The following is a 22402-nucleotide window of genomic DNA, read 5'->3' on the forward strand; positions in this document are numbered from 1 at the left end:
AGCCCTTTCCGTGACAACCGGTACGACGGCCGTCACGCACGCCGCCGGGCGAGGCCGCGCTACGCCGTCCGCGCCGTGCCCGTGCCCTTCTCCGCGTCCAGCGCGTACACGCACCGGTCCTTGCTGCACGCGTACACCACGCCGTCCCTGACCACCGGGGAGCCGGTGATCTCGCCGCCCGTCGCCAGCTTCCAGCGCAGCCGGCCGTCGTCGGCCTTGAGGGTGTAGAGGAGGTGGTCGGTGGAGCCGAAGTGGATGCGGCCCTCGGCCACCGCGGGCGCGCCCACGACGTCGCCGCCCGCCTGGAAGCGCCACTTGGGCGTGCCGGTGACCGCGTCCAGGGTGTAGAGGGCCTTGCCGCTGCCCACGTGGACGTGGCCGGCGGCGACGAGGACCGGCTCGATCGAGGAGCGGGCCTCGGTCGCGATGCGCCAGCGGTCACGGCCGTCGGTGGCGTCGAGGGCGTAGACCGTGCCGAGGTAGTCGGCGAGGTAGACGCCGCCGCCCGTGACCGCCGGGCCGGGCGCGAAGGTCGGCGGGCTCAGGAAGACGGCCGGGGACTCGAAGTGCCAGCGGACCATGCCGCTCGCCGCCTCGACGGCGATCACCCGGGTGCCCGCGGAGACGTAGACGTAGCCGTCGGCGGCCGGGGCGAGGCGCACGGGCACGCCGCCGCAGGAGGCCGCGTCGCCGACCGGGTACGACCAGCGCTCCTCGCCGGTGCGGGCCTCCAGGGCGCGCAGCCGGGCGTTCTGCCACACGTAGACCGTGCCGTCGTGGACGAGCGGGCCGGCCTCGGGGGACTCGAAGTCGGTCTGGCAGCCGCTGATCTCCCACAGCTTCTGACCCGTCGCGGCCTCCCAGGCCTGGACGCCGCCGCCGCGGGTGCCGGTGACGACCGTGCCGTGGTCGGCCTTGAGGGAGTACACCCAGGCGTCCGTCGACAGCCGCCACAGGTCGCCGCCCTCGCGGGCGTCCAGGGCGAACAGGGTCGGGCCGTCGGAGGCGTGGATACGGCCGTCCGCCACGGCCATGGACCAGGCGACGTCCCGCGTCTTGAAGCGCCGGCGGCCGGTGGCCACGTCCAGGGCGTGCACCTCGAAGGAGGTGACGTAGACCAGGTCGCCGCCCACGGTGGGGGTGCCCCAGACGTCGTTGGACATGCGGAACCGCCAGGGGCGCCAGCCGCTCGCCGTCTCCGGGGGCACGGGCGGCGCGGCCGGCAGGTCGTCGCCGGCGCCGGCGACGCCGGGGCGCGGGCGGGACCAGGTGGCCACCAGGCCGGCCTCCGGCGGGGGTGCCTTGACGGCGGCGGCGCGGGCGTCGGCGACGCGCGGGCCGGGGCCGATGGGAACCTGGGCGCCGGCGAGGCGGACCGGGCCGGCGTCCGGGACACCGGCGGGCGCCGGGGCGGGGACGGGCGGGTCGTACGAGGGCAGCGGGGGGACCGCCGGACGGCCGCCGCCGCTGCGCCCGCCGCCGGTGCCGGCCGGGGTGGCGGGCCTGGGGGCGGGGCGGCCGCCGCCGCGGCGGGACTCGATGAGGGCGACGGCCTTCTCGGGCAGCCAGGCCGAAGCGGTGCCGCTGTCGTCGGAGCCGGAGCCGAAGAGATGGGGTGCGAGCTGTGCCTGGAGGTCGGCCGGGGAGGGACGGCCCGTGGCCTCCATCTGCATGCAGACCTCGATGAGCGGGCGCAGCTCGTCGGGCAGGCCGGTCAGGTCCGGGCCCTCGCGCAGCAGCATGAAGACCGTCTCGACCGGGTTGGCGCCGTGGAAGGGCGGGTGGCCGGTCGCCGCGAAGACCAGCATGGAGCCGAGCGAGAAGACGTCGCTGGCGCCGGTGACGCTGCGGGAGTCCTTGGCCTGCTCCGGGGACATGTAGGCGGGGGTGCCGACGGCGACGTTGGTCATGGTCAGGCGGGTGTTCGAGACGCCGGACGCGATGCCGAAGTCGATCACCCGGGGGCCGTCCTCGACCACGAGCACGTTGGACGGCTTCAGGTCCCGGTGCACGAGTCCCGCGCCGTGGATGGACTGGAGGGCCTCGGCGACGCCCGCCGCGAGCCAGCGCACGGCCTGGGCCGGGAGGGGCCCGCAGTCGTTCACTATCTCTTCGAGGGACGGCGCGGGCACGTAGGCCGTGGCCAGCCAGGGCACGGCGGCGCGCGGGTCGGCGTCGACCACCGCGGCCGTGTAGAACCCGGAGACCGCGCGGGCCGCCTCCACCTCACGGGTGAAGCGGACGCGGAAGAGCTGGTCCTCGGCCAGTTCGGTGCGCACTGTCTTGATCGCCACGCGCCGGCCGGACGCCGAGCGCGCGAGATAGACCAGCCCCATGCCGCCGGCGCCCAGCCGCCCCAGCACCTCGAACGGCCCGATCCGCCGCGGATCGTGCTGCGTCAGCTGATCCACCACTTGCCTGCCACCTCCCCGTACTGGCCGCGCCACCCCATATGTACGCGACCGACGTGCAGCGTCTCACCACCGCACCGCCGTGGCGGCACGCACCCTGATTCTTCCTGGCCGGGCGGCTCGTTGCGAACCCGGCGAAATATCGGGGTGTCTGGCACTTAATCCGACCAAAGCTGACGGATCGCCGCCGCGTCGGCCGGATCACCGCTGCAATAGTGCGAACGACGCCCCCTGATTGTCGGTGACGACCGCCACAGCTCCGTACGACGTCTCGAAGGGTGGCGCCTGCACCCGGCCGCCGAGCCGCTGGACGGCCCCGAGCGCGTCACCCAGACCGGCGACCCGGAAGTGGGCGAGGACGTGCGGGGGCATCTCGGCCGGGAACACCTCGGTGACCTCGGCCCGCCCGAAGTCGGGCTCGGCGCCCGCACCGAAGAGGGCGTCGTGGAAGAGGGTGCCGTAGAAGGTGTTGGCGGCGGAGATGTCGCGCGTGTACAGCTGGGCCCAGACGAAGCTGCCGGGCTCGCGGCGGACCCCGAAGCCCCGGTGCCGGCCCGGCTGCCACAGGCCGAACACCGCGCCCTCGGAGTCGGCGGCGAGAGCGGCGGCGCCCAGGTCGCCCAGCGGGGTGGGCGCCGTCACCACCTGTCCGCCGGCCGCGAGGATCCGCCGGGTGAACGCAGCGGCGTCGGGGGTGGCGAAGTACACCGTCCAGACGGTGGGCATCCTGCCGTCGGTCTTGGGCACGAGCGCGGCGACCGGCCGTCCGTCCAGCCGGGCCCACACCGAGGAGCCGTACGCGTCCTCGAAGGACCACCCGAACAGCTCGCCGTAGAAGCGCTTGCCCGCCTCGACGTCGGGCAGCTGGGCGTCCACCCAGCAGGGCACGCCCTCCCCGTACGGCTCATCCGCACCTGCCGCCTCGACCACTTCCCCCTCGACCACCTCTTCCGCCTCATCCGGCGCTTCGTTCGCGGATGCCCTGTTTTCGGCCATGCCGCCAAAGTAACCGGGCCGCCCGCACCCCGCAGACCAGGCACACCACCCTCAGAGCCCCCGTGCACCCCATTTGCAGTCGGCCGAATCGCGCTCCGATCACCCCTCGGTAAGCTGACGGCATGACAGGACAAGTGCGTACCGTCGACGGCCGCGTGGCCGGCCGGCGTGGGCAGGCGACCCGGCAGAAGCTGCTCGACTGCCTCAGCGAGATGCTCAGCTCCTCCCCGTACCGGGACGTCAAGGTCATCGATGTCGCCCGGAAAGCGGGCACTTCGCCCGCGACCTTCTATCAGTACTTCCCGGACGTCGAAGGTGCCGTCCTGGAGATCGCCGAGCAAATGGCCACCGAGGGCGCCGGGTTGACCGAGCTGCTCGAAGGGCGGTCATGGGCCGGCAAGTCCGGGTGGCAGACCGCGCAGGAGCTCGTGGACGGATTCCTGGAGTTCTGGCGGAAGAACGACGCCATCCTGCGGGTGGTCGACCTTGGCGCGGCCGAAGGGGACAAACGGTTCTACAAGCTCCGGATGAAGATCCTCAACTCGGTGAACAACTCCCTCGCGGACTCCATCGCCGAACTCCAGGCCAAGGGCAGGGTCGACAAGGACGTGAACCCGGCGGCGGTGGCCGGCTCGCTGGTCGCGATGCTCGCGGCGGTGGCGGCCCACCAGAAGGGCTTCTCGTCCTGGGGCGTGAAACAGGCCGAACTGAAGCCGAACCTGGCGCTGTTGGTCCACCTGGGCGTGACGGGAAAGAAGCCGACGAAGTAACCCCCTCCTCCTTTCCCTTTCCCAAGTCCTGTCTGGCAGGCGGTAGTTCATCGAGATGAGCTGCCGCCTGCCGTGCTACGCCGGCAGTGGCCGGTCCCGTACGACGTGCTTCATCACCAGGGTCGACGTCAGCCGCTGCACGCCCGGCAGGGTCGCGAGCCGGTCGTCGTACAGCCGCTGGAAGGCGGCGAGGTCGGCGGTGGCGATGCGGAGCAGATAGTCGGGCTCGCCGAAGAGCCGCTGGGCGTCGAGCACGTGCTCCAGCTCGCTGACCGCCCGCTCGAAGTCGGCCACCGTGTCCCGGTCCTCCTGCCGCATGGACACGAAGACCAGCGCCTCGAAGTTCAGCCCGAGCGCGGCCGGGTCCACCACCGCGCGGTAGCCCTCGATGGCGCCGGAGCGCTCCAGCTCGCGCAGCCGCCGGTGACAGGGCGAGACACTCAGCCGCACCCGCGCGGCCAGCTCCGTCACGGTCAGCCGCCCGTCCTGCTGGAGCTCGGCAAGGATTTTCCGGTCCACGTCGTCCATACGGCAGATCTTCCCCCGAACCACGCGATCACGGGAAAACATCGGGAACACTTTCGGGCCATTCCCACCTAATGTCACCGGCATGGATTCGGGACTGCTCTTCTCCTTCCTCGCCGTGGACCTGCTGCTGGTGTGCGTACCGGGTGCCGACTGGGCGTACGTCATCGCGACCGCCCTGCGCGGCCGCTCGGTGCCGCGCGCGGTGGCGGGCCTGGTCTCGGGGTACGCCCTGCACACGGCCCTCGCCACGGCGGGCCTGGCGGTCCTGGTGGCGGGCTCGCCGAAGCTGCTGACCGCGCTGACGGTCGCGGGCGCCGGGTATCTGCTGTGGCTGGGGTGGGGGGTCCTGCGGCGCCCGGCCGTACCCGTCGCGTCCGGGGCCCCGGACGCGGTCCCGGACGCGGCCGGGGGGCGGCTCTTCCTCCGGGGCGCCACGATCAGCGGTCTGAACCCGAAGGGCCTGCTGCTCTACCTCTCCGTCCTCCCCCAGTTCCTCACCCTGCGCGGCACCCGTCTGCCGGTCCCGGCCCAGACGGCGGCCCTCGGCCTGCTGCACATGGCGTGCTGCGCGGCCGTCTATCTCACCGTGGGCGTCCTGGCCCGCGCCCTGCTGTCCGCCCGGCCGGCGGCGGCCCGGGCGGTGACGCGGACGTCGGGAGCGGCGATGCTGGGCATCGGGGCGATCCTGCTGGCGGAGCGCCTGGCTACCTTGTGACCAGCCGGAACAGTCGGATCTCCCGCGTCACCCGCTCCTGGTAGGCGACGTACGGCGGCCAGAACGCGACGGCCGACCGCCAGGCCGCCGCCCTCTCCTCCCCCGTCAGCAGCCGGGCCGCCACCGGGATGTCCCGCCCCTGCCAGCTGATCGAGGCATCCGGATGGGCGAGGAGGTTGTGCGTCCACGCCGGATGGCCCGGACGGCCGAAGTTGGAGCCGACGAGCAGCCAGCTCCGTCCGTCCTCCTCCGGCATGCAGGCCAGCGGGGTCCTGCGGGGGAGCCCGCTTCGGGCGCCCGTGGACGTGAGGATCACCCCGGGCAGCATCTGGGCGCTGAGCAGCACCCTGCCCCGGGTGAGCCGGTGCACGGTGCGGTCGAGGGCCGGGATCACATGCGGGGCGACCTTCGCGAACCCCCGCGTCGAGGACACCTTCTGCACCATCCGGACGCCGATCACACCGCCACCTCCCCGCGCCCGAACAGCCCGGCGGCCTCGGCGGCCCGCTCCCGCAGCCGGTGCGGCGGGCCGAACAGCAGCTCGTCCCCGGCCGCCCGCTTGAAGTACAGGTGGGCGTCGTGCTCCCAGGTGAAGCCGATCCCGCCGTGCAGCTGGATGCCCTCGGCGGCGGCCAGCCGCAGCGCCTCCAGGGCCTGGGCGAGGGCCAGCCCGCCGGCCGGCTCCCCCTGAGCGGTCGCCCAGGCGGCGTAGTACGCGGCCGAGCGGGCCGCCTGCACCGCCACGTACACCTCGGCCAGCCGGTGTTTCACCGCCTGGAAGGAGCCGATCGGGCGGCCGAACTGCTCGCGCTGCCCGACGTACTCCACGGTCCGCTCCAGCACCCGGTCGGCCGCCCCGACGGCCTCGCAGGCGAGCACGGCGGCGACCCCGTCCCCGAGGCCGGCGAGGGCGGACAGCACCTCCGTGCCCTCCTCGCCCAGCACCTCGGCGGGCACGTCGCGCAGTTGGACGCGCGCCTGGGGGCGGGTGGCGTCGAGGGCGGTCTGCCGGGCGCGGACGAGGCCCGGCGCGTCGCCGGGCACCAGGAACAGCCGGGTCCGGGCGCGGGCGAAGCCGCCGGTGTGCGCGGCGACGAGCAGCAGTCCGGCGCTGTGCCCGTCGAGCACCTGGTCGGCCTGCCCGTACAGCAGCCAGCCGTCCGCCGCGCGCCGGGCCTGGACACCGCCGGCCCGGCCGCCGCCGGCCGAGAAGCCGCCGTTGTCGCCGGTCAGGGCGAGCGCGGTGGCGAGGCCGGTGCCCGGTACGGCGAGGGCGGCGGTGAGGGTGCCGGCGGCGAGGCGGGGCAGCAGCCCGGAGCGCTGGGCCTCCGTACCGAGGGCGAGCACGAGGGGCGCCACCAGCACGGCGGTGGCGAGCAGCGGGGAGGGGGCGAGCGCGCGACCGGTCTCCTCGCAGGCGAGGGCCAGTTCGGTGACCGGGCAGCCGATCCCGCCGTACCGCTCGGGCAGGGCGAGCCCCGGCAGGCCGAGCCGGTCGGCGAGGGCGGTCCAGAGGGCGGGGTCGTGTCCGGCGGGGGCGGCGAGTGCGGCGCGCAGTTCCTCGGGGCCGCAGCGCTTGTGGAGGAGTTCACGCAGGGTGCGGCGGATCTCGTGCTGTTCGGCGGTGAGACGCGTGTCCATGGCTTTCCCCTGCCTCTTCGCTGCCTCGTCCCGGCCTCTTCCACCGGATCTGACGGTCCGTCATATTAGAAGCGCCGAAGCGAGATGCACAGGGGACGGAGGACCGTATGACTGCCGGGAGCCGGAAGGTCGCCGTGGTCGGGGTGGCGCTGTCGGACTGCGGGCGGGTGGCCGACGCGACGCCGTACACCCTGCACGCGCAGGCGGCCCGCCGCGCCCTCGCGGACGCCGGACTGGACCGCGCGGTGGTCGACGGCCTCGCCTCCGCCGGCCTCGGCACGCTGGCGCCGGTCGAGGTCGCCGAGTATCTGGGCCTGCGCCCGACCTGGGTGGACTCCACCTCGGTCGGCGGTTCGACCTGGGAGGTGATGGCGGCGCACGCGGCGGACGCGATCGCGGCGGGCCATGCGAACGCCGTCCTCCTCGTCTACGGCTCCACGGCCCGCGCCGACATCAAGGCGGGCCGCAGGACGGGCGACCTGTCCTTCGGCGCGCGCGGCCCCCTCCAGTTCGAGGTCCCCTACGGCCACACGCTGATCGCCAAGTACGCGATGGCCGCCCGCCGCCACATGGTCGAACACGGCACGACCGTCGAGCAGTTGGCCGAGGTGGCGGTGCAGGCGAGGGCGAACGCCGCCCTGAACCCGGAGGCGATGTTCCGCACCCCCGTCACGGTGGACGACGTCCTGGCCGGCCCGATGATCGCCGACCCGTTCACCAAGCTGCACTGCTGCATCCGCTCGGACGGCGGTGCGGCGGTGCTGCTGGCGGCCGAGGAGTACGTACGGGACTGCCGTACGGCCCCCGTCTGGATCCTCGGCACCGGCGAGCACACCTCGCACGCGACGATGTCCGAGTGGGCGGACTTCACGGTCTCCCCGGCGGCGGTGAGCGGCCGGCTCGCCTTCGAGCGGGCGGGCGTGCGCCCCGCCGAGATCGACTTCGCGGAGATCTACGACGCCTTCACCTACATGACCCTGGTGACCCTGGAGGACCTGGGCTTCTGCGGGAAGGGCGAGGGCGGGGCGTTCGTGGAGAAGGGGCGGCTGCTGGTGCGGGGCGGGGAACTGCCGGTGAACACGGACGGCGGCGGCCTGTCGGCCCAACACCCCGGGATGCGGGGCCTGTTCCTGCTGGCGGAGGCGGTACGGCAACTGCGCGGGGAGGCGGGCGAGCGGCAGGTGCGGGGCCGGGACGGGCAGCCGCCCCGGCTCGGGGTCGCCTCGGGGACGGGGGGATGGTTCTGTTCGTCCGGGACGGTGGTGCTCGGCCGGAACTGATCGGCCGGGCGGCGGTGCGGGAAGACGGTCCGTACCGGCCGCTGTCACCGCGGCCCCACACCGGACAGCCGGAGGAGACCGACATGGCGTTGAGCCGCGCAGAGCGCGAGGCGTTCCTGGCCGAGCCGCACGTCGCCGCGCTGGCGGTGGACGCGGGCCCGGGGCGGGCCCCGCTGACCGTGCCGATCTGGTACTGGTACGAGCCCGGCGGGGACGTCTGGATCATGACGGGGCGGGAGTCCCGCAAGTACGGCCTGATCGGCGAGGCGGGCCGGTTCACTCTGTTGGTCGACCGGCTGGAGCCGACGATCCGGTACGTGTCGGTGGAGGGCCCGGTGGTGAGGACGGACCCGGCGACGATCGAGGGGCTCCGGGAGATCTCCGCACGCTATCTGACGGCCGAGAAGGTGCCCGGCTACGTCGACTTCGCCTGGAAGAACCACGGGGAGCAGGTGGTGGTCCACATGCGCCCCGAGCGGTGGGTGTCGTCGGACCTCGGTCAGGTGTGAGCAGGGGCCCGGCCTGCGGGTGTGACCATGGAGGACATGGCAACTGATCTCCCGGCGCTGCTGCGGTCGCTGCGGGTGTGGGACGCGGGTACCACGACACTGCCCCCCTTCGACCCCGGCACCGCCCCGCCGACGCCCCTGCTCCTGTTCACCGACTGGTTCGCGGACGCGGTGGCGGCCGGGCAGCCGGAGCCGCACACGATGTCGCTGGCGACCGTGGACGAGGAGGGGCGGCCGGACGTACGGATCGTGATGCTGCACGGCGCCGACGCGGACGGCTGGGCCTTCGCCACACACCGCACCAGCCGCAAGGGCCGCGCCCTCGCCGCCCATCCGCACGCCGCCCTGGCCTTCTACTGGCCGGTGCTGGGCCGCCAGGTCCGGGTGCGCGGCCCGGTGACGGCGGCCCCCTCGACCGAGAGCCAGGCGGACCTGCACGCCCGCTCGACGGGCGCGCTGGCGGCGGCGCTCACGGGCCGCCAGAGCGAGGAGCTGGCCTCGGTCGCCGAACTGCGCCGGGCCTCGGAGGCTGCCTGGGACCGCGCCCGCGCCAACCCGGCCGAGCCGTCCCCGACCTGGACCCTGTACCGGCTGCACCCCGAAACGGTGGAGTTCTTCCAGGGCGACCCGGAGCGCCGGCACGTGCGGCTGGAGTACCGGAGCACGGAGTTCGGGTGGAGCAAGGGGCTGCTGTGGCCGTGAGGGCTCAGTCCCCGAACCCCCACACCGCGAAGTCCTCCACCGGCCGGTACCCGATCCGCTGGTACAGGCCGTTGCTCGTCGGATTGGCGAGGTCCGTGAAGAGGACGACCTCCGCGGCCCCGGCCTCCCGCGCGGCCCGGCTCGCCGCCGCCGTGGCCGCGCCCGCGTAGCCCCGGCCGCGCAGTTCGGCCGGGGTGTAGACCGGGGCGACGCGGACCTGGCCGGCGATCCGCGGGGTGGTCCCGACCAGGGAGACGGGTGTGCCGTCGGCCCTCTCCCAGAGGGTCACGCCGTCGTGGGAGAGGCGGGCGTCGGCCCACTCGCCCGGGTCCTGCCCGCGTGACGTTCCGACGTCCTCGTGGAAGGCGCCGTACCAGCGGGCGAGCAACGCGCGATCCCTCTCCTCGGCGATCCGCGCCCGCCCCTCGGGCCTCGGCTCCGGCACCGTCAACTCCTCCAGCCGGTACAGCCGTTGCCGCTGACGGACCCTGCCCGCCGCTCCCGTCCGCCGCTGCCAGGCCGCCGCGAAGGCCTCCGCCGTCCCGCGCGCGGCGGAGATCCCGGAGACCGGGTGGTCCAGGTCCGCGAGACGGGCCGCCAGGGCGTCCGCCTCGTCCGGGGTGAGCGGGGTGACGTGCACCGGGAAGGGCGGGGTGTGGAGCAGGACCGCGCGGATCGGACCGCCCCCGTCTTCGGACAGGATGCCGAAGACAGGGTCCTCGGGGCCGTAGACGTGCGGGCCGCGGCGGCGCAGCCCGTCCGTCACGGTCAGCGGGACCGTGTGCAGGGCCGGGCGGGAGTGCAGGAAGTCTCCCGCGCGGGCGAGGAACTCGTCGAGATCTTCGGTGAGATACCAGTTCTCAGGGCTCATGCACCCCAATGATCGGGTTCAGCCGCCCGGCTCGAACACCGGATTTCCGTCCCGGTACGCCACCCGCAGCGCCATCCCGGCGGCCGGTGTCCCCTCCGGGCAGTTCACGAGCTCCGTCATCATCCGCGGCCCCTCGGCCAGGTCGACGACGGCGGCGACGTACGGCGTGCGCTCGCCGAAGGGCGGCAGGTCGTTGCGGTGGACGGTGGACCAGGTGTAGAGCGCGGCCCGGCCGCTCGCCTCTTCCCAGGTCACGTCCTCGCTCCAGCAGTGCGGGCAGAACTCGCGGGGGTAGTGGTGGGCCCGGCCGCAGGCCCCGCAGCGGCGGATCAGCAGCCGGCCCGCGGCGGCCGCGTCCCAGTACGGGCGGGTGAAGGCGTCGGGCTCAGGGATGTCGTGGCGCGCCGTGCTCATCGGAACCACCCCAGCCAGGCGTCGATCGACCAGGTCTGCCAGGCCATCGCGAAGAGGCCGACCAGCGAGATCAGCGCCATCATCGAGTTCTGCCCCTGCTCGGCCCAGTCGTGGATCATCAGCACGAAGTAGATGCCGTTCAGCAGCACGCCGCCGATCAGTGCCACCGGGGTCAGGAAGCCGAGGATCAGGCCGAGGCCGAGGGAGAGTTCGGCGTAGGCGACGACGTAGGCCATCAGCTTCGGGTGCGGCTTCACCGTCGCCGCGAAGCCGCCGCGCACCACCGCCCAGCGGTGCTTCTCCGCGATCCCGGCCGCCCACGCGATGCCGCTGCCCCGCTCGAACCAGGCCTTCTTGTCCTTGTGCCGCCAGCTCTCCAGCCACCACAGCCCGAGGCCGATCCGCAGCACCGCCAGCCACTGGGCGCCGTCCAGCCATATGGAGTCCATGGATCTGACGGTACGTCAGATGTGCCGTAAAGCCCACCGCCGGGGCCCGGCCGTCACGCCGAGGGGCGGTGACCGGCAGGCGGTGAGCAACAGGCGGCAACCGGCCATGAGTTGGGGTGTTTCTTCACCGGTCGCGAACCCTTCCCGTACACCCGTGATCAATCCGCAACCAATTCCGGTCTTGACCGAGACCCATCAAGCAGGTGGGTGATTACGCTCCGGGTATGGCCGACTCACATTCCGCTTCCACGCCCGCCTCCCCGCGGCCCGCCCCGGCCTCCGCCGGCCACCCGGTGTACGTCATCGGCGCCGGGCCGGGCGGCCTGGCGGCCGCGTACGCGCTGCGGGCGCGGGGCGTGCGGGCAGTGGTCCTGGAGAAGGCGGACCGGGTGGGCGCCTCCTGGCGCGGACACTACGACCGCCTCCGGCTGCACACCACACGGCGGCTGTCCGCCCTGCCCGGCCTCGCGATCCCCCGGAGGTTCGGGCGCTGGGTCGCCCGGGACGACGTGGTGCGCTACCTGGAGAAGTACGCCGACCACCACGAGCTGGAGATCGTCACCGGCGTGGAGGTCTTCCGCGTCGACCGGACGCCGGACGGCACCGGCTGGCTGCTGCACGCCTCCGGCGGCCGCGAGCTGACCGGCAGCGCGGTCGTCGTCGCCACCGGCCACAACCACACCCCGCGGCTGCCCGACTGGCCGGGCCTCGACGACTACACCGGGGAGCTGCTGCATGCCGGCGCGTACCGGAACGCCGAGCCGTACGCGGGCCGGGACGTGCTGGTCGTCGGGGCCGGCAACACCGGCGCGGAGATCGCCGTGGACCTGGTCGAGGGCGGGGCGGCGCGGGTGCGGCTGGCGGTGCGGACCGCCCCGCACATCCTGCGCCGCTCGACGCTCGGCTGGGCCGCGCAGTACACGGGCGTGCTGGTACGGCGGCTGCCGGTGGGCCTCGTGGACCGGCTGGCCGGGCCGTTCGCGAAGGCGACCCTGCCGGACCTCTCGGCGCACGGGCTGCCGCGCCCGGACACCGGGCTGTACAGCAGGGTGCGTCAGGGCGCGATCCCGGTGCAGGACGCCGGCCTGATCGACGCCGTGCGCGCGGGCACGGTGGAGATCGTGGCCGCCGTCGACTCCTTCGAGGGCGGGAACCCCGGAAAGGTGGTCCTCGCCGACGGCAGCCGGGTCGAGACGGACGCGGTGATCGCGGCGACGGGCTACGCGCGGGCGCTGGAGGAGCTGGTCGGCCATCTCGACGTCCTCGACGGGCGGGGCATGCCGGTCGTGCGCGGCGGCCGCACCCCCGCGCAGGCGCCCGGCCTGTACTTCACCGGGTTCACCAACCCGATCAGCGGGATGCTCCGCGAACTGGCGCTGGACGCCGGGAAGATCGCGAAGGCGGTGGCCAGGACCAATCGGTGACGGGGTCGATGACGGTCCGGGGGCAGGGTTGACGACGGGACCGGTGACGGGACCGGTGACGGGACGGCGCACCCGCCGGTAACTTTGAATGTCCGACCAGTTCCTGACAATGCGTCAGTTCAGTAATCTGACACTGCGTCAGTTTACTTCTGCTGTCTCACAGGAGCGGGGCGGACCGATGCTTGGATCAACCCACGGCACCCTCACCACCGACTCCCGCCGGGCCCGGGTCATCGCCTGCGGCGAGCAGCGGCCCGGGCCCGCGGTCCACGACCGGGTCGACGACCTCGACGTCGGCGGGCGCCCGCTGTACGCGGACGTACCGGATCTGACCCGCTTCTTCCGCCCCGAGTCCGTCGCCGTGATCGGCGCCTCGGACGCCGAGGGGCGGCCCAACACGGGGATCACCCGGCAGCTGCTGGCCTGGGCCGAGCGGGTCGGCGCGCGGGTGCACCCGGTGCACCCGACCCGCCCTGCCGTCTTCGGCGTCCCGTGCGTCGCCTCCGTCGCCGACCTGCCGCCCGGCCAGATCGACCTGGCCGTCCTCCTCGTCGCCGATCCGCTGCCGCTGATCGAGCAACTGGCCGACGCGAAGGTGAAGTTCGCGGTGGCCTTCGCCTCGGGCTTCGCCGAGACCGGCGAGGCGGGCGCCGAGGCGCAGCGGCGGCTCGCGGAGGCCGTACGCCGCTCGGGCCTGCGCCTGCTCGGCCCGAACACCAACCTGAACGCCTTCGAGCGGTTCCGGGAGGACCTCACCGGCCCGGCGATCGCCCTGATCACCCAGTCCGGCCACCAGGGCCGCCCGGTGTTCTCGCTGCAGCAGCTGGGCGTCCGTCTGTCGCACTGGGCGCCGACCGGCAACGAGGCCGATCTGGAGACCGCCGACTTCATCTCGTACTTCGCCGAACAGCCCGAGGTCGGCGCCATCGCCGCCTACGTGGAGGGTCTCAAGGACGGCCGCGCCTTCCTGCTGGCCGCCGACCGCGCCGCCCGCCGCGGGGTGCCGGTGGTCGCGGTGAAGGTGGGCCGCACCGAGGCCGGGGCGCGTACGGCCGCCTCGCACACCGGCAAGCTGACCGGAGCCGACGACGTGGTGGACGCGGCGATGCGCCAGTACGGCGTCGTACGCGTCGACGGACTCGACGAACTCCAGGACACCGCGACCCTGTTGGCGCGGGCGCGGGCCCCGCTGGCGGACGGGGTGGCCGTCTACTCGATCTCGGGCGGCACCGGCGCGCACGTCGCCGACCTGGCGGCCGGGATGGGGCTGAGGCTGCCGAGGCTGTCCGAGGACCGGCAGGCGGAGCTGCACCAGTGGATCCCGGAGTACCTGAGCGTGGCCAACCCGGTGGACAACGGCGGCCACCCGGTGGGCGACCACCGCGGCCGCAAGATCATCGACGCGCTCCTCGCGGACCCCTCGGTCGGCGTCCTGATCTGCCCGGTCACCGGCCCCTTCCCGCCGCTGAGCGACAGGCTGGTCGCGGACCTGGTGGCGGCGGCCGAGGAGACGGACAAGCTGATCTGCGTGGTGTGGGGCTCCCCGGTCGGCACGGAGCCCGCGTACCGCGAGGTGCTGCTCGGCTCCTCCCGGGTGGCGACCTTCCGTACGGTCGGCAACTGCCTGACGGCGGTCCGGGCCTGGCTGGGCCACCACGCCTTCGTCAGCGAGTACCGCTCCCCCTTCGACGAGGCCCCGCGCACCCCCTCCCCCTCCTACCGCAAGGCGGAGGCCCTGATGAGCCCGGGCCGCCGGCTCAGCGAGCACGCGGCCAAGCAGCTGCTGCGCGCCTACGGCATCCGGGTGCCGCGCGAACAGCTGGTGACCAGCGCGGCGGCGGCCGTACGGGCGGCCGCCCAGGTCGGCTACCCGGTGGTGATGAAGGCCTCCGGCGCGCAGATCGCCCACAAGACCGAACTGGGCCTGGTGAAGGTCGGCCTGACATCGGCCAGCCAGGTCCGGGAGGCCTACCGCGAGCTGACGGACATCGCGCGCTACGAGGGGGTCTCGCTGGACGGGATCCTGGTGTGCCAGATGGTCGAGCAGGGCGTCGAGATGGTCGTCGGGGTCACGCACGACGACCTGTTCGGCCCGACCGTGACGGTGGGCCTCGGCGGGGTCCTGGTGGAGGTCCTGCACGACGCGGCGGTCCGCGTCCCGCCGTTCGGCGAGGACCAGGCCCACGCCATGCTCGCCGAACTGCGCGGCCGGGCCCTGCTGGACGGCGTCCGCGGCCGCCCGCCGGCCGACCGGGACGCCCTGGTGGAGGTGGTCCTGCGGGTCCAGCGCATGGCACTCGAACTCGGCGACCACATCGCCGAGTTGGACATCAACCCGCTGATGGTGCTGGAGCGGGGGCAGGGCGCGGTGGCGCTGGACGCGCTGGTGGTGTGCCGATGACGCCGCGGGCGCCGGGCACCGGGATCGAGCACGAGGTCAGGGACCAGGTCTCGTACGTCACCCTGTCCCGCCCGGAGTCGCTGAACGCCCTCACGCCGGACATGCGGGACCGCCTGGTCGAACTGTTCACGGCGGCCTCGGCGGACCCGGACGTACGGGCCCTGGTGCTGACCGGCACCGGGCGGGGCTTCTGCGCGGGGGCGGACCTGCGCGGCGGCGGGAGCGGGGAACGGCTTCCCGGAGACGTGGCCCGCGTCCTCCGCCTGGGCGCCCAGCGCCTGATCGCGGCCGTGCTGGACTGCGAGAAGCCGGTGCTCGCCGCCGTGAACGGCACGGCGGCGGGCCTCGGCGCGCATCTGGCGCTGGCCTGTGACCTGGTCGTGGCGGCCGAGTCGGCCCGCTTCATCGAGGCGTTCGTGCGCCGGGGCCTGGTGCCGGACGCGGGCGGCGCCTATCTGCTCCCCCGCCTCCTGGGCCCCCACCGGGCCAAGGAGCTGATGTTCTTCGGGGACGCGCTCCCGGCGCCGGAGGCGGAGCGGCTGGGCCTGGTCAACCGGGTCGTGCCGGACGGCGACCTGGAGAAGACGGCCCGCGCGTGGGCGGCCCGCCTGGCGGCCGGTCCCACCCGCGCGCTGGCCCTGACCAAGCACCTGGTGAACACCTCCCTCGACACGGACCGCGCGACCGCCTTCGCCGCGGAGGCCTGGGCCCAGGAGATCAACATGACGACCGCGGACGCCCAGGACGGGCTGCGGGCGTTCGTGGAGCGCAGAAGTCCTGAGTTCCGGGGGCGATGAGGGCGTCCGGGGCGCTTCTCATCTGACGTACCGTCAGCTTCAATGGACGGTGTGATGGGACACGCAGGGGCGGCAGCGGCAGCCGTCCGATATCTCAGGTCGGCCCCGGCGCCGAGGCCGGTCGAGCCGTTGCCGCGGCCGCAGTTGCGGTGCGTCCGGGAGGATGAGCGGGCGCCGGTGGAGGCCGGGGAGTTCCGGCGGGTGCTGGGGCACTTCGCGACCGGGGTCACGGTCGTCACCGCCCCGGCCGCCGAGGACGAACCGGGCCCCGCCGGCTTCGCCTGCCAGTCCTTCTCCTCCCTCTCCCTCGAACCGCCCCTGGTCTGCTTCCTGGTGGGCCGTACGTCGACCACCTGGCCGCGCATCGCCCGGGCCGGCGTCTTCTGCGTCAACGTCCTCGCCGCCGGCCAGGGCGAGCTGTGCCGGGCCTTCGCGGCGAGCGGCGCCGACAAGTTCGCGGGGGTCGCGTACGCCCCGGCTCCCGTCTCCGGCTCACCCCGCCTGACCGGTGCGGCCGCCTGGATCGACTGCACGATCCAGGCCGTGCACCCCGGGGGCGACCATCTCATCGTCGTGGGCCGGGTGAACGCGCTGGGCACGGACGGCGACGGGGACCCGCTGCTGTTCCACCGGGGGCGGTTCGCCCGGCTCGGCCCCGTCAGCCCCTGAGACGCGCCTGACCGCCAGCCGCCACAGCGACGTCACCTCGGACGCGCGGGCCGCGTGCAGGGGGTCGGTCGGGTCACTCGCGCGTGCGTGGCGGGGGCGGGTGTCCGTGCGGCCCAGGACCGTCAGGCCCGCCTTCTCGATGGCGGAGAGCAAGTCGGCCCGCGTGCGCAGGCCCAGGTGTTCGGCCAGGTCGGAGAGGATCAGCCAGCCCTCGCCGCCGGGTTCGAGGTGGGCGGGGAGCCCGGCCAGGAAGGCGTGCAGCATCGCGCCCCCGGGGTCGTACACGCCCTGGTCGAGGAGGGAGACGGGGCGGGCCGGAAGCCAGGGCGGGTTGCAGACGACGAGCGCGGCCCGGCCGGGCGGGTAGAGGTCCGGGCCGGTGACCGTGATCCGGTCGGCGAGACCCAGACGGCTCAGATTGTCGCGGGCACAGGCACGGGCCCGGGGGCTGACGTCGGTCGCGGTGATCCGGGTCGGGCCGCGCCGGGCCAGGACGGCGGCGAGGACGCCGGTGCCGGTGCCGAGGTCGAAGGCGGTACGGCCCCTCGTCGCGGCCTCGGGCAGCGGGGCCCCGGCGACGAGGTCGACGTACTCGCCGCGCACGGGGGCGAAGACGCCGTAGTGCGGGTGGATCCGGGTGCCGGGGCCCAGGGCCGGGACGTCGACGCCTGTTACCCGCCACTGGCGGGCGCCGAGGACACCGAGCAGTTCGCGCAGCGGGACGAGAGTCGGGCCGGCGGGCGGGCCGTAGGCGTCGGCGCAGGCGCGGCGGACGTCCGGTGCGCGGCGCAGGGTGAGGCGATGGTCCGCTTCCAGGAGGACGAGGAGGCGGCCCAGGACGCGGGCGCGGTGTGCGCGGAAGCGGCGTTGGAGGTGGAACGTCTCGGCCGCGGACGACGACGCCGGTCCGGATGCCTTGGCGTCGATACGGCGGGCCAGTGCGCTCAGCAGTTGGCGGGCGCCGTGGTAGTCGCCCCGCCACAGCAGGGCGGTGCCCTCGGCGGCGAGGCGGTGTGCGGTGGCGGCGCGGATGCGGTCGTCGGCGACGATCAGCCGCCGGGGCGGCGGGAGTCGGCTTTCAGAGTGCCAGTGGGCGGAGAGGGATACGTCGCTCTCGGTCCAGCGGACCGTGGACGAGGGGGACACGGCATGCTCCTCGGGAGGGGGTTCCTACGTGTGCGGGCACGAGGAACGCGTCGCCGAGGACCATGCCGAGTGTCATCAACATCCCTTTCCGAAAGCGTGCGTTCAGGATACTGCGGCCAGGGCGGGGGCCTGCGGGGCGGCCCGGCGGATCACCAGGGACATCAGCGCCGCCGCCGCGCACAGGGCGCCCGAGGCGTACCAGACGAGGTCGTAGGAGCCGAAGACGTCGCGGGCGACGCCGCCGAGGTAGGCGACCAGGGCCGCGCCGATCTGGTGGGAGGCGAGCACCCAGCCGAAGACGATGGCGCTGTCCTCGCCGAACTGCTCCCGGCACAGGGCCAGCGTGGGCGGGACGGTGGCCACCCAGTCGAGGCCGTAGAAGACGATGAAGAAGAGCATCGGGGGGTGGACGGCGGGACCCAGCAGCATCGGGAGGAAGAGGAGGGAGAGGCCGCGCAGGGCGTAGTACACCGCCAGCAGGCGGCGGGGTTCGAAGCGGTCGGTGAACCAGCCGGAGGCGATCGTGCCGGCCACGTCGAACACCCCGACGACCGCGAGCAGCGAGGCCGCCGTGGTGACCGGCATGCCGTGGTCGTGCTCGGCGGGCACGAAGTGGGTCTGGATCAGGCCGTTGGTGGAGGCACCGCAGATCGCGAAGGTGCCGGCCAGCAGCCAGAAGGTGCCGGTGCGGACGGAGGTGGACAGCACGGTGAGCGTGCGGCGCGCGGCGCCCGTCACCGGTGCGGGCTTGGGTATGAACTCCCCTGCGCCGTACGGCTTCACGCCGATGGCCGCCGGGTGGTCCCGCAGCAGGAGCCAGACGAAGGGGACGACGGCGAGGGCGGCCAGGGCGACCGTCACGGCCGCGGGGCGCCAGCTGTGGTGCTCGACGATCCAGGACAGCACCGGCAGGAAGATGAGCTGGCCGGAGGCGGACGCGGCGGTGAGGATGCCGCTGACCAGTCCGCGCCGCTCGGTGAACCAGCGATTGGTGACCGTCGCCGCGAAGGCGAGCGCCATCGAGCCGGAGCCGAGGCCCACCAGCAGGCCCCAGCACAGCCACAGCTGCCAGGCCGCCGTCATCCACACGGTCAGGCCCGACCCGGTCGCGATCACGACCAGCGCGACGGCGACCACCTTGCGGATGCCGAAGCGGTCCATGAGGGCGGCGGCGAACGGGGCCGTGAGGCCGTAGAGCGCGAGGTTGAGGGAGACGGCCGCGCCGATCGTGCCGCGGGACCAGCCGAACTCCTGGTGCAGCGGATCGATCAGCAGGCCGGGCAGCGAACGGAACGCGGCCGCGCCGATGATCGTGACGAACGTGACGGCCGCGACGAACCAGGCGCGGTGCACGCGCGGGCGCCGGGCGGGCGGGACCGGGGTCGCCCGGTCGGGGGCTGCGGCTGGGCTTGTCTGAGTCACGTCATAGAGCGTCCAGGTTTCAGTCCCGCGCATCGAGTGGCCCGAAGGACAGCATTCGCTAGGATCGGGCCATGGACGTTCTCGCCGGGGAATTCCGGCCGCACCGCATCGTCGTCCTCGCCCTCGACGGCCTGCTCCCCTTCGAGCTGGGCATCCCGCACCGCATCTTCGGCCGCCCGAAGGACGAACGGGGCCGGCCACTGTACGAGGTCGTGACCTGTTCCGTACGGCCGCCCGGCCCGGTCGAGACGGACGCCGACTTCACGATCCACGTCGCCCATGGGCCCGAGGCCCTCGCCGAGGCCGACACGGTGATCGTCCCCGCGTCGTACGAACTCGGCCCGGTCTTCGACGAGGGCCGCCTCACCGGCGAACTGGCCGCCGCCCTCGCCCGCATCCGCCCCGGCACCCGCCTCGCCTCCATCTGCACCGGCGTCTACGTCCTCGCCGCCGCCGGCTACCTCGACGGCCGCCCGGCGACCACGCACTGGGCCGACGCCGAGCGCTTCCAGCGGCTGTTCCCGAAGATCGAGGTCGACGCCGACGTGCTGTTCATCGACGACGGCGACGTGCTGACGTCGGCCGGGGTGGCCGCCGGGATCGACCTGTGCCTGCACATGGTGCGCCGCGACTTCGGCACGGCCGTCGCCAACGACGTGGCCCGGCGCACGGTCGTCCCGCCGCACCGCGACGGCGGCCAGGCCCAGTACATCCGGCGCCCGGTCCCCGACCCGCAGGTGGCGACCACGACCGCCGCGCGGGCCTGGGCGCTCGGCCGGCTGCACGAGCCGATCCAGCTGCGGGACATGGCCGAGCAGGAGGCCATGTCGGTACGGACCTTCACCCGCCGCTTCCGCGAGGAGGTCGGGGTCAGCCCCGGCCAGTGGCTCACCCAGCAGCGCGTGGAGCGCGCCCGCCAGCTGCTGGAGACCACGGAGCTGTCCATCGACCAGGTGGCCCGCGAGACGGGCTTCGGCACGGCCCAGTCGATGCGCCAGCATCTCCAGCAGGCGCTCGGGGTGACACCGACCGCCTATCGCCGGACGTTCCGGACCGGCGTCAGAACGTGAGCACCGCCCGCGCCACCCGCCCCGACTCCGCGTCGGCCCGCGCCTTCTCGAAGTCCTCCACCGGGTACACGGCCGTCACCAACTCGTCCAGCAGCAGCCGTCCTTGGCGGTACAGCTCGGCGTACAGGGGGATGTCCCGCTGGGGGCGCGAGGAGCCGTAGCGGCAGCCCAGGACGGACTTGTCCAGGAAGAGGGAGGAGACGAGGAAGGACGCCTCGGCCGTGGCCGGCGGGACCCCGAGCAGGACGGCCTGTCCGTGCCGGTCGAGGAGGTCGATCGCCTGCCGGATCAGCTCGGTCCGGCCGACACACTCGAAGACGTGGTCGGCACCCGTGGGCAGGACGTCCTTCACGCCGTCCGCCGAGGTCAGGAAGTCGGTCGCGCCGAACTGCCGGGCCGCGTCCTCCTTGGCCGGGTTGGCGTCCACGGCGACGATCCGCAGCGCCCCCGCGATGCGCGCGCCCTGGATGACGTTCAGCCCGATCCCGCCGGTGCCGATGACGACGACGCTGTCCCCCCGGTCCACCCGGGCCCGGTTCAGCACCGCGCCGACCCCCGTGAGCACCCCGCACCCGATGAGGGCGGCGGACGGGAGCGGGACGTCCTCGGGGATCGGCACCGCCTGGACGGCCTTGACGACCGTGCGTTCCGCGAAGGCCGAGTTGGCGGCGAACTGGTACACCGGCCCCGTGCCCCGCGTGAAGGGCCTGCCGGGGCGGCCGATCGCCTGCCGGCACATGGTCGGCCGGCCCCGGTCGCACTCCGCGCAGGTGCCGCAGCTGGCGAGCGTGGACAGCGCCACATGGTCGCCGGGCGCGACGTGCGTGACCCCGGGGCCGACCGCCTCCACCACGCCCGCCCCCTCGTGTCCCAGCACCACCGGCACCGGAAAGGGAATCGTCCCGTCCACCACGGACAGGTCGCTGTGGCACAGCCCCGCCGCCGCGACGGCCACCAGCACCTCGCCGGGGCCCGGCTCCCGCACCGCGAGATCGTCGACCACCCGGACCTGTGCGCCGTCGAACACCACTCCACGCATCACACGGCCCCCTTGGGCTCTCTGGGCAGACCGAGCACGCGCTCGGCGATGATCGTGCGCTGGACCTGGTCGGAGCCGCCGTAGATCGTGTCGGCCCGGGAGAAGAGGAACAGGTGCTGGTCCGCGTCGAGTTCGTACGGCGCCGTGGGCGACCAGTCCGCCGGGCCCGCCGAGGCCGCCGCGCCCCGGACCCGCACCGCGAGCTCGCCGAGGCGCTGGTGCCAGCCGGCCCAGAGCAGCTTGGCGACGCTGGGCGCGCCGGGATCGCCCGAGCCGCCGAGGGTGCGCAGGGCGTTCCAGCGCATGGCCCGCAGCTCGGCCCACTGCCGTACGAGCTGCGACCGTACGACGGGGTCGGCCGCGGCTCCGCTGTCCACGGCGCTGCGCACCACCCGCCCCAACTCCTCGGCAAAGCCGATCTGTTGGGCGAGCGTGGACACCCCGCGCTCGAAGCCGAGCAGGCTCATGGCGACCCGCCAGCCCTGCCCCGCGCCCCCGACGACGTGCTCCACGCGCGCGTGCGCCCCGTCGAAGAAGACCTCGTTGAAGTCGCTGGTGCCGGTCAGCTGCCGGATGGGCCGGACCTCGATGCGGCCGGGCTGGTCCATGGGCACGAGCAGGAAGCTCAGCCCGTGATGGCGGCGGGAGTCCGGCTCGGTGCGGGCCAGTACGAAGCACCAGTCGGCCTCGTGGGCGAGCGAGGTCCAGATCTTCTGCCCGCTGATCCGGTACCGCTCCCCGTCCCGCACGGCCGTCGTGCGGATCCCGGCGAGGTCGGAGCCGGCCCCGGGCTCGCTGTAGCCCTGGCACCACAGCTCCGCCCCGGCGGCGATCGGGGGCAGGAACCTCCGCTTCTGCGCGTCGCTGCCGTGCGCGACGAGAGTGGGCGCGAGCAGGTTCTCGCCGATGTGCCCGGACCGCCCCGGCGCCCCCGAGCGCGCGTACTCCTCGGCCCAGGCGACCTGCTGGGTGAGCGTGGCGGTGCGGTTGCCGTATCCCGCCTCGGGCCAGCCGAGCCCGATCCAGCCGGCCGCGCCGAGGGTGCGCTCCCAGCCGCGCCTGTCGCACGACGCGTCGGCGTGGGCGGCCAGCCAGGAGCGGACCTCGGCACGGAACGCGTCGTCCTCTTCGCTGAACCCGAAATCCAT

At 73.9% G+C, this 22402-nt stretch carries 21 protein-coding genes and 1 pseudogene; 10 read left to right on the forward strand and 12 right to left on the reverse strand.

Annotated elements, in window-relative coordinates:
- Positions 1–59: 59 nt before the first annotated feature.
- Both afsK and kbpA read right to left on the reverse strand, forming a co-directional pair.
- Positions 60–2414, reverse strand: a complete 2355-nt coding sequence (gene afsK / locus AC4OXY_RS23505) for a protein serine/threonine kinase AfsK (RefSeq protein ID WP_356020056.1) — start codon at positions 2412–2414, stop codon at positions 60–62.
- Positions 2415–2612: 198 nt separating this feature from the next.
- Positions 2613–3407, reverse strand: a complete 795-nt coding sequence (gene kbpA / locus AC4OXY_RS23510; RefSeq protein ID WP_376287548.1) for an AfsK-binding protein KbpA — start codon at positions 3405–3407, stop codon at positions 2613–2615.
- 122 nt (positions 3408–3529) lie between these two features.
- Here kbpA and AC4OXY_RS23515 point away from each other — a divergent pair, with 122 nt between their 5' ends.
- Positions 3530–4177, forward strand: a complete 648-nt coding sequence (locus tag AC4OXY_RS23515) for a TetR family transcriptional regulator (RefSeq protein WP_356020058.1) — start codon at positions 3530–3532, stop codon at positions 4175–4177.
- A gap of 75 nt (positions 4178–4252) precedes the next feature.
- Here AC4OXY_RS23515 and AC4OXY_RS23520 read toward each other — a convergent pair whose 3' ends face one another.
- Entirely contained in the window at positions 4253–4705 is a 453-nt protein-coding gene (locus AC4OXY_RS23520; RefSeq protein ID WP_356020060.1) for an Lrp/AsnC family transcriptional regulator, read from the reverse strand.
- 82 nt (positions 4706–4787) lie between these two features.
- On the opposite strand from AC4OXY_RS23520, the gene AC4OXY_RS23525 reads away from it, so the two are divergent.
- Complete coding sequence (locus AC4OXY_RS23525) at positions 4788–5420, forward strand: LysE family translocator (RefSeq protein ID WP_356020063.1); 633 nt, start codon at positions 4788–4790, stop codon at positions 5418–5420.
- Here AC4OXY_RS23525 and AC4OXY_RS23530 read toward each other — a convergent pair.
- Together AC4OXY_RS23530 and AC4OXY_RS23535 are read right to left on the reverse strand one after the other, a co-directional pair.
- Positions 5410–5880: a nitroreductase/quinone reductase family protein gene (locus AC4OXY_RS23530; protein ID WP_356020065.1), complete on the reverse strand. Its 471-nt coding sequence runs from the start codon at positions 5878–5880 to the stop codon at positions 5410–5412. The two genes, AC4OXY_RS23525 and AC4OXY_RS23530, sit on opposite strands and share 11 nt — an antisense overlap.
- Positions 5877–7061 (reverse strand): acyl-CoA dehydrogenase family protein, encoded by a 1185-nt coding sequence (locus tag AC4OXY_RS23535; protein WP_491994584.1) that lies wholly within the window; start codon positions 7059–7061, stop codon positions 5877–5879. The genes AC4OXY_RS23530 and AC4OXY_RS23535 overlap by 4 nt, the downstream gene beginning before the upstream one ends.
- A 107-nt stretch (positions 7062–7168) precedes the next feature.
- Between AC4OXY_RS23535 and AC4OXY_RS23540 the strand changes: the two genes are divergently transcribed.
- The 3 genes from AC4OXY_RS23540 (at position 7169) to AC4OXY_RS23550 (ending at position 9552) form a co-directional block, all read left to right on the forward strand.
- On the forward strand, positions 7169–8341 hold the full coding sequence (locus AC4OXY_RS23540; protein ID WP_356020069.1) for a thiolase C-terminal domain-containing protein: 1173 nt from the start codon (positions 7169–7171) through the stop codon (positions 8339–8341).
- 83 nt (positions 8342–8424) lie between these two features.
- Entirely contained in the window at positions 8425–8850 is a 426-nt protein-coding gene (locus AC4OXY_RS23545; RefSeq protein WP_491994585.1) for a pyridoxamine 5'-phosphate oxidase family protein, read from the forward strand.
- A gap of 36 nt (positions 8851–8886) precedes the next feature.
- The gene (locus AC4OXY_RS23550; RefSeq protein ID WP_491994586.1) at positions 8887–9552 is read left to right on the forward strand and encodes a pyridoxine/pyridoxamine 5'-phosphate oxidase; all 666 of its coding nucleotides are present in this window, start codon (positions 8887–8889) and stop codon (positions 9550–9552) included.
- 4 nt (positions 9553–9556) lie between these two features.
- Here the strand turns inward: AC4OXY_RS23550 and AC4OXY_RS23555 are convergent, their stop codons facing one another.
- From AC4OXY_RS23555 to AC4OXY_RS23565, 3 genes are read right to left on the reverse strand one after another with little or no spacing between them, the layout of a single operon-like run.
- Positions 9557–10423: a GNAT family N-acetyltransferase gene (locus AC4OXY_RS23555; protein WP_491994587.1), complete on the reverse strand. Its 867-nt coding sequence runs from the start codon at positions 10421–10423 to the stop codon at positions 9557–9559.
- Between the two features lie 18 nt (positions 10424–10441).
- Positions 10442–10837, reverse strand: coding sequence for a Zn-ribbon domain-containing OB-fold protein (locus AC4OXY_RS23560; RefSeq protein ID WP_356020077.1), 396 nt, complete (start codon positions 10835–10837; stop codon positions 10442–10444).
- Complete coding sequence (locus tag AC4OXY_RS23565) at positions 10834–11286, reverse strand: DoxX family membrane protein (RefSeq protein WP_356020079.1); 453 nt, start codon at positions 11284–11286, stop codon at positions 10834–10836. The genes AC4OXY_RS23560 and AC4OXY_RS23565 overlap by 4 nt, the downstream gene beginning before the upstream one ends.
- A 224-nt stretch (positions 11287–11510) precedes the next feature.
- On the opposite strand from AC4OXY_RS23565, the gene AC4OXY_RS23570 reads away from it, so the two are divergent.
- The 4 genes from AC4OXY_RS23570 to AC4OXY_RS23585 all read left to right on the forward strand — a co-directional run bounded on the left by AC4OXY_RS23570 (position 11511) and on the right by AC4OXY_RS23585 (position 16577).
- Positions 11511–12710: a flavin-containing monooxygenase gene (locus tag AC4OXY_RS23570; protein WP_491994588.1), complete on the forward strand. Its 1200-nt coding sequence runs from the start codon at positions 11511–11513 to the stop codon at positions 12708–12710.
- A 178-nt stretch (positions 12711–12888) separates the two neighbouring features.
- The gene (locus AC4OXY_RS23575; RefSeq protein WP_402062692.1) at positions 12889–15111 is read left to right on the forward strand and encodes an acetate--CoA ligase family protein; all 2223 of its coding nucleotides are present in this window, start codon (positions 12889–12891) and stop codon (positions 15109–15111) included.
- Positions 15108–15908: an enoyl-CoA hydratase/isomerase family protein gene (locus AC4OXY_RS23580; protein ID WP_491994589.1), complete on the forward strand. Its 801-nt coding sequence runs from the start codon at positions 15108–15110 to the stop codon at positions 15906–15908. Before AC4OXY_RS23575 ends, AC4OXY_RS23580 begins: the two co-directional genes overlap by 4 nt.
- 54 nt (positions 15909–15962) lie before the next feature.
- Positions 15963–16577: a flavin reductase family protein gene (locus AC4OXY_RS23585; protein WP_356020087.1), complete on the forward strand. Its 615-nt coding sequence runs from the start codon at positions 15963–15965 to the stop codon at positions 16575–16577.
- Positions 16578–16784: 207 nt separating this feature from the next.
- On the opposite strand, the pseudogene AC4OXY_RS23590 reads toward AC4OXY_RS23585, so the two are convergent.
- Both AC4OXY_RS23590 and AC4OXY_RS23595 read right to left on the reverse strand, forming a co-directional pair.
- A pseudogene (locus AC4OXY_RS23590) lies at positions 16785–17723 on the reverse strand (methyltransferase); the annotation flags it as partial.
- 102 nt (positions 17724–17825) lie between these two features.
- The gene (locus tag AC4OXY_RS23595; RefSeq protein WP_491994590.1) at positions 17826–19145 is read right to left on the reverse strand and encodes an MFS transporter; all 1320 of its coding nucleotides are present in this window, start codon (positions 19143–19145) and stop codon (positions 17826–17828) included.
- 71 nt (positions 19146–19216) lie between these two features.
- Here AC4OXY_RS23595 and AC4OXY_RS23600 point away from each other — a divergent pair, with 71 nt between their 5' ends.
- The gene (locus AC4OXY_RS23600; RefSeq protein ID WP_356020091.1) at positions 19217–20215 is read left to right on the forward strand and encodes a GlxA family transcriptional regulator; all 999 of its coding nucleotides are present in this window, start codon (positions 19217–19219) and stop codon (positions 20213–20215) included.
- Here AC4OXY_RS23600 and AC4OXY_RS23605 read toward each other — a convergent pair.
- Together AC4OXY_RS23605 and AC4OXY_RS23610 are read right to left on the reverse strand one after the other, a co-directional pair.
- Positions 20205–21254, reverse strand: coding sequence for a Zn-dependent alcohol dehydrogenase (locus tag AC4OXY_RS23605; protein ID WP_356020094.1), 1050 nt, complete (start codon positions 21252–21254; stop codon positions 20205–20207). The genes AC4OXY_RS23600 and AC4OXY_RS23605 overlap by 11 nt on opposite strands.
- Positions 21254–22402: an acyl-CoA dehydrogenase family protein gene (locus AC4OXY_RS23610; protein WP_356020096.1), complete on the reverse strand. Its 1149-nt coding sequence runs from the start codon at positions 22400–22402 to the stop codon at positions 21254–21256. Before AC4OXY_RS23610 ends, AC4OXY_RS23605 begins: the two co-directional genes overlap by 1 nt.

The sequence above is a fragment of the Streptomyces sp. HUAS MG56 genome, assembly GCF_058673395.1.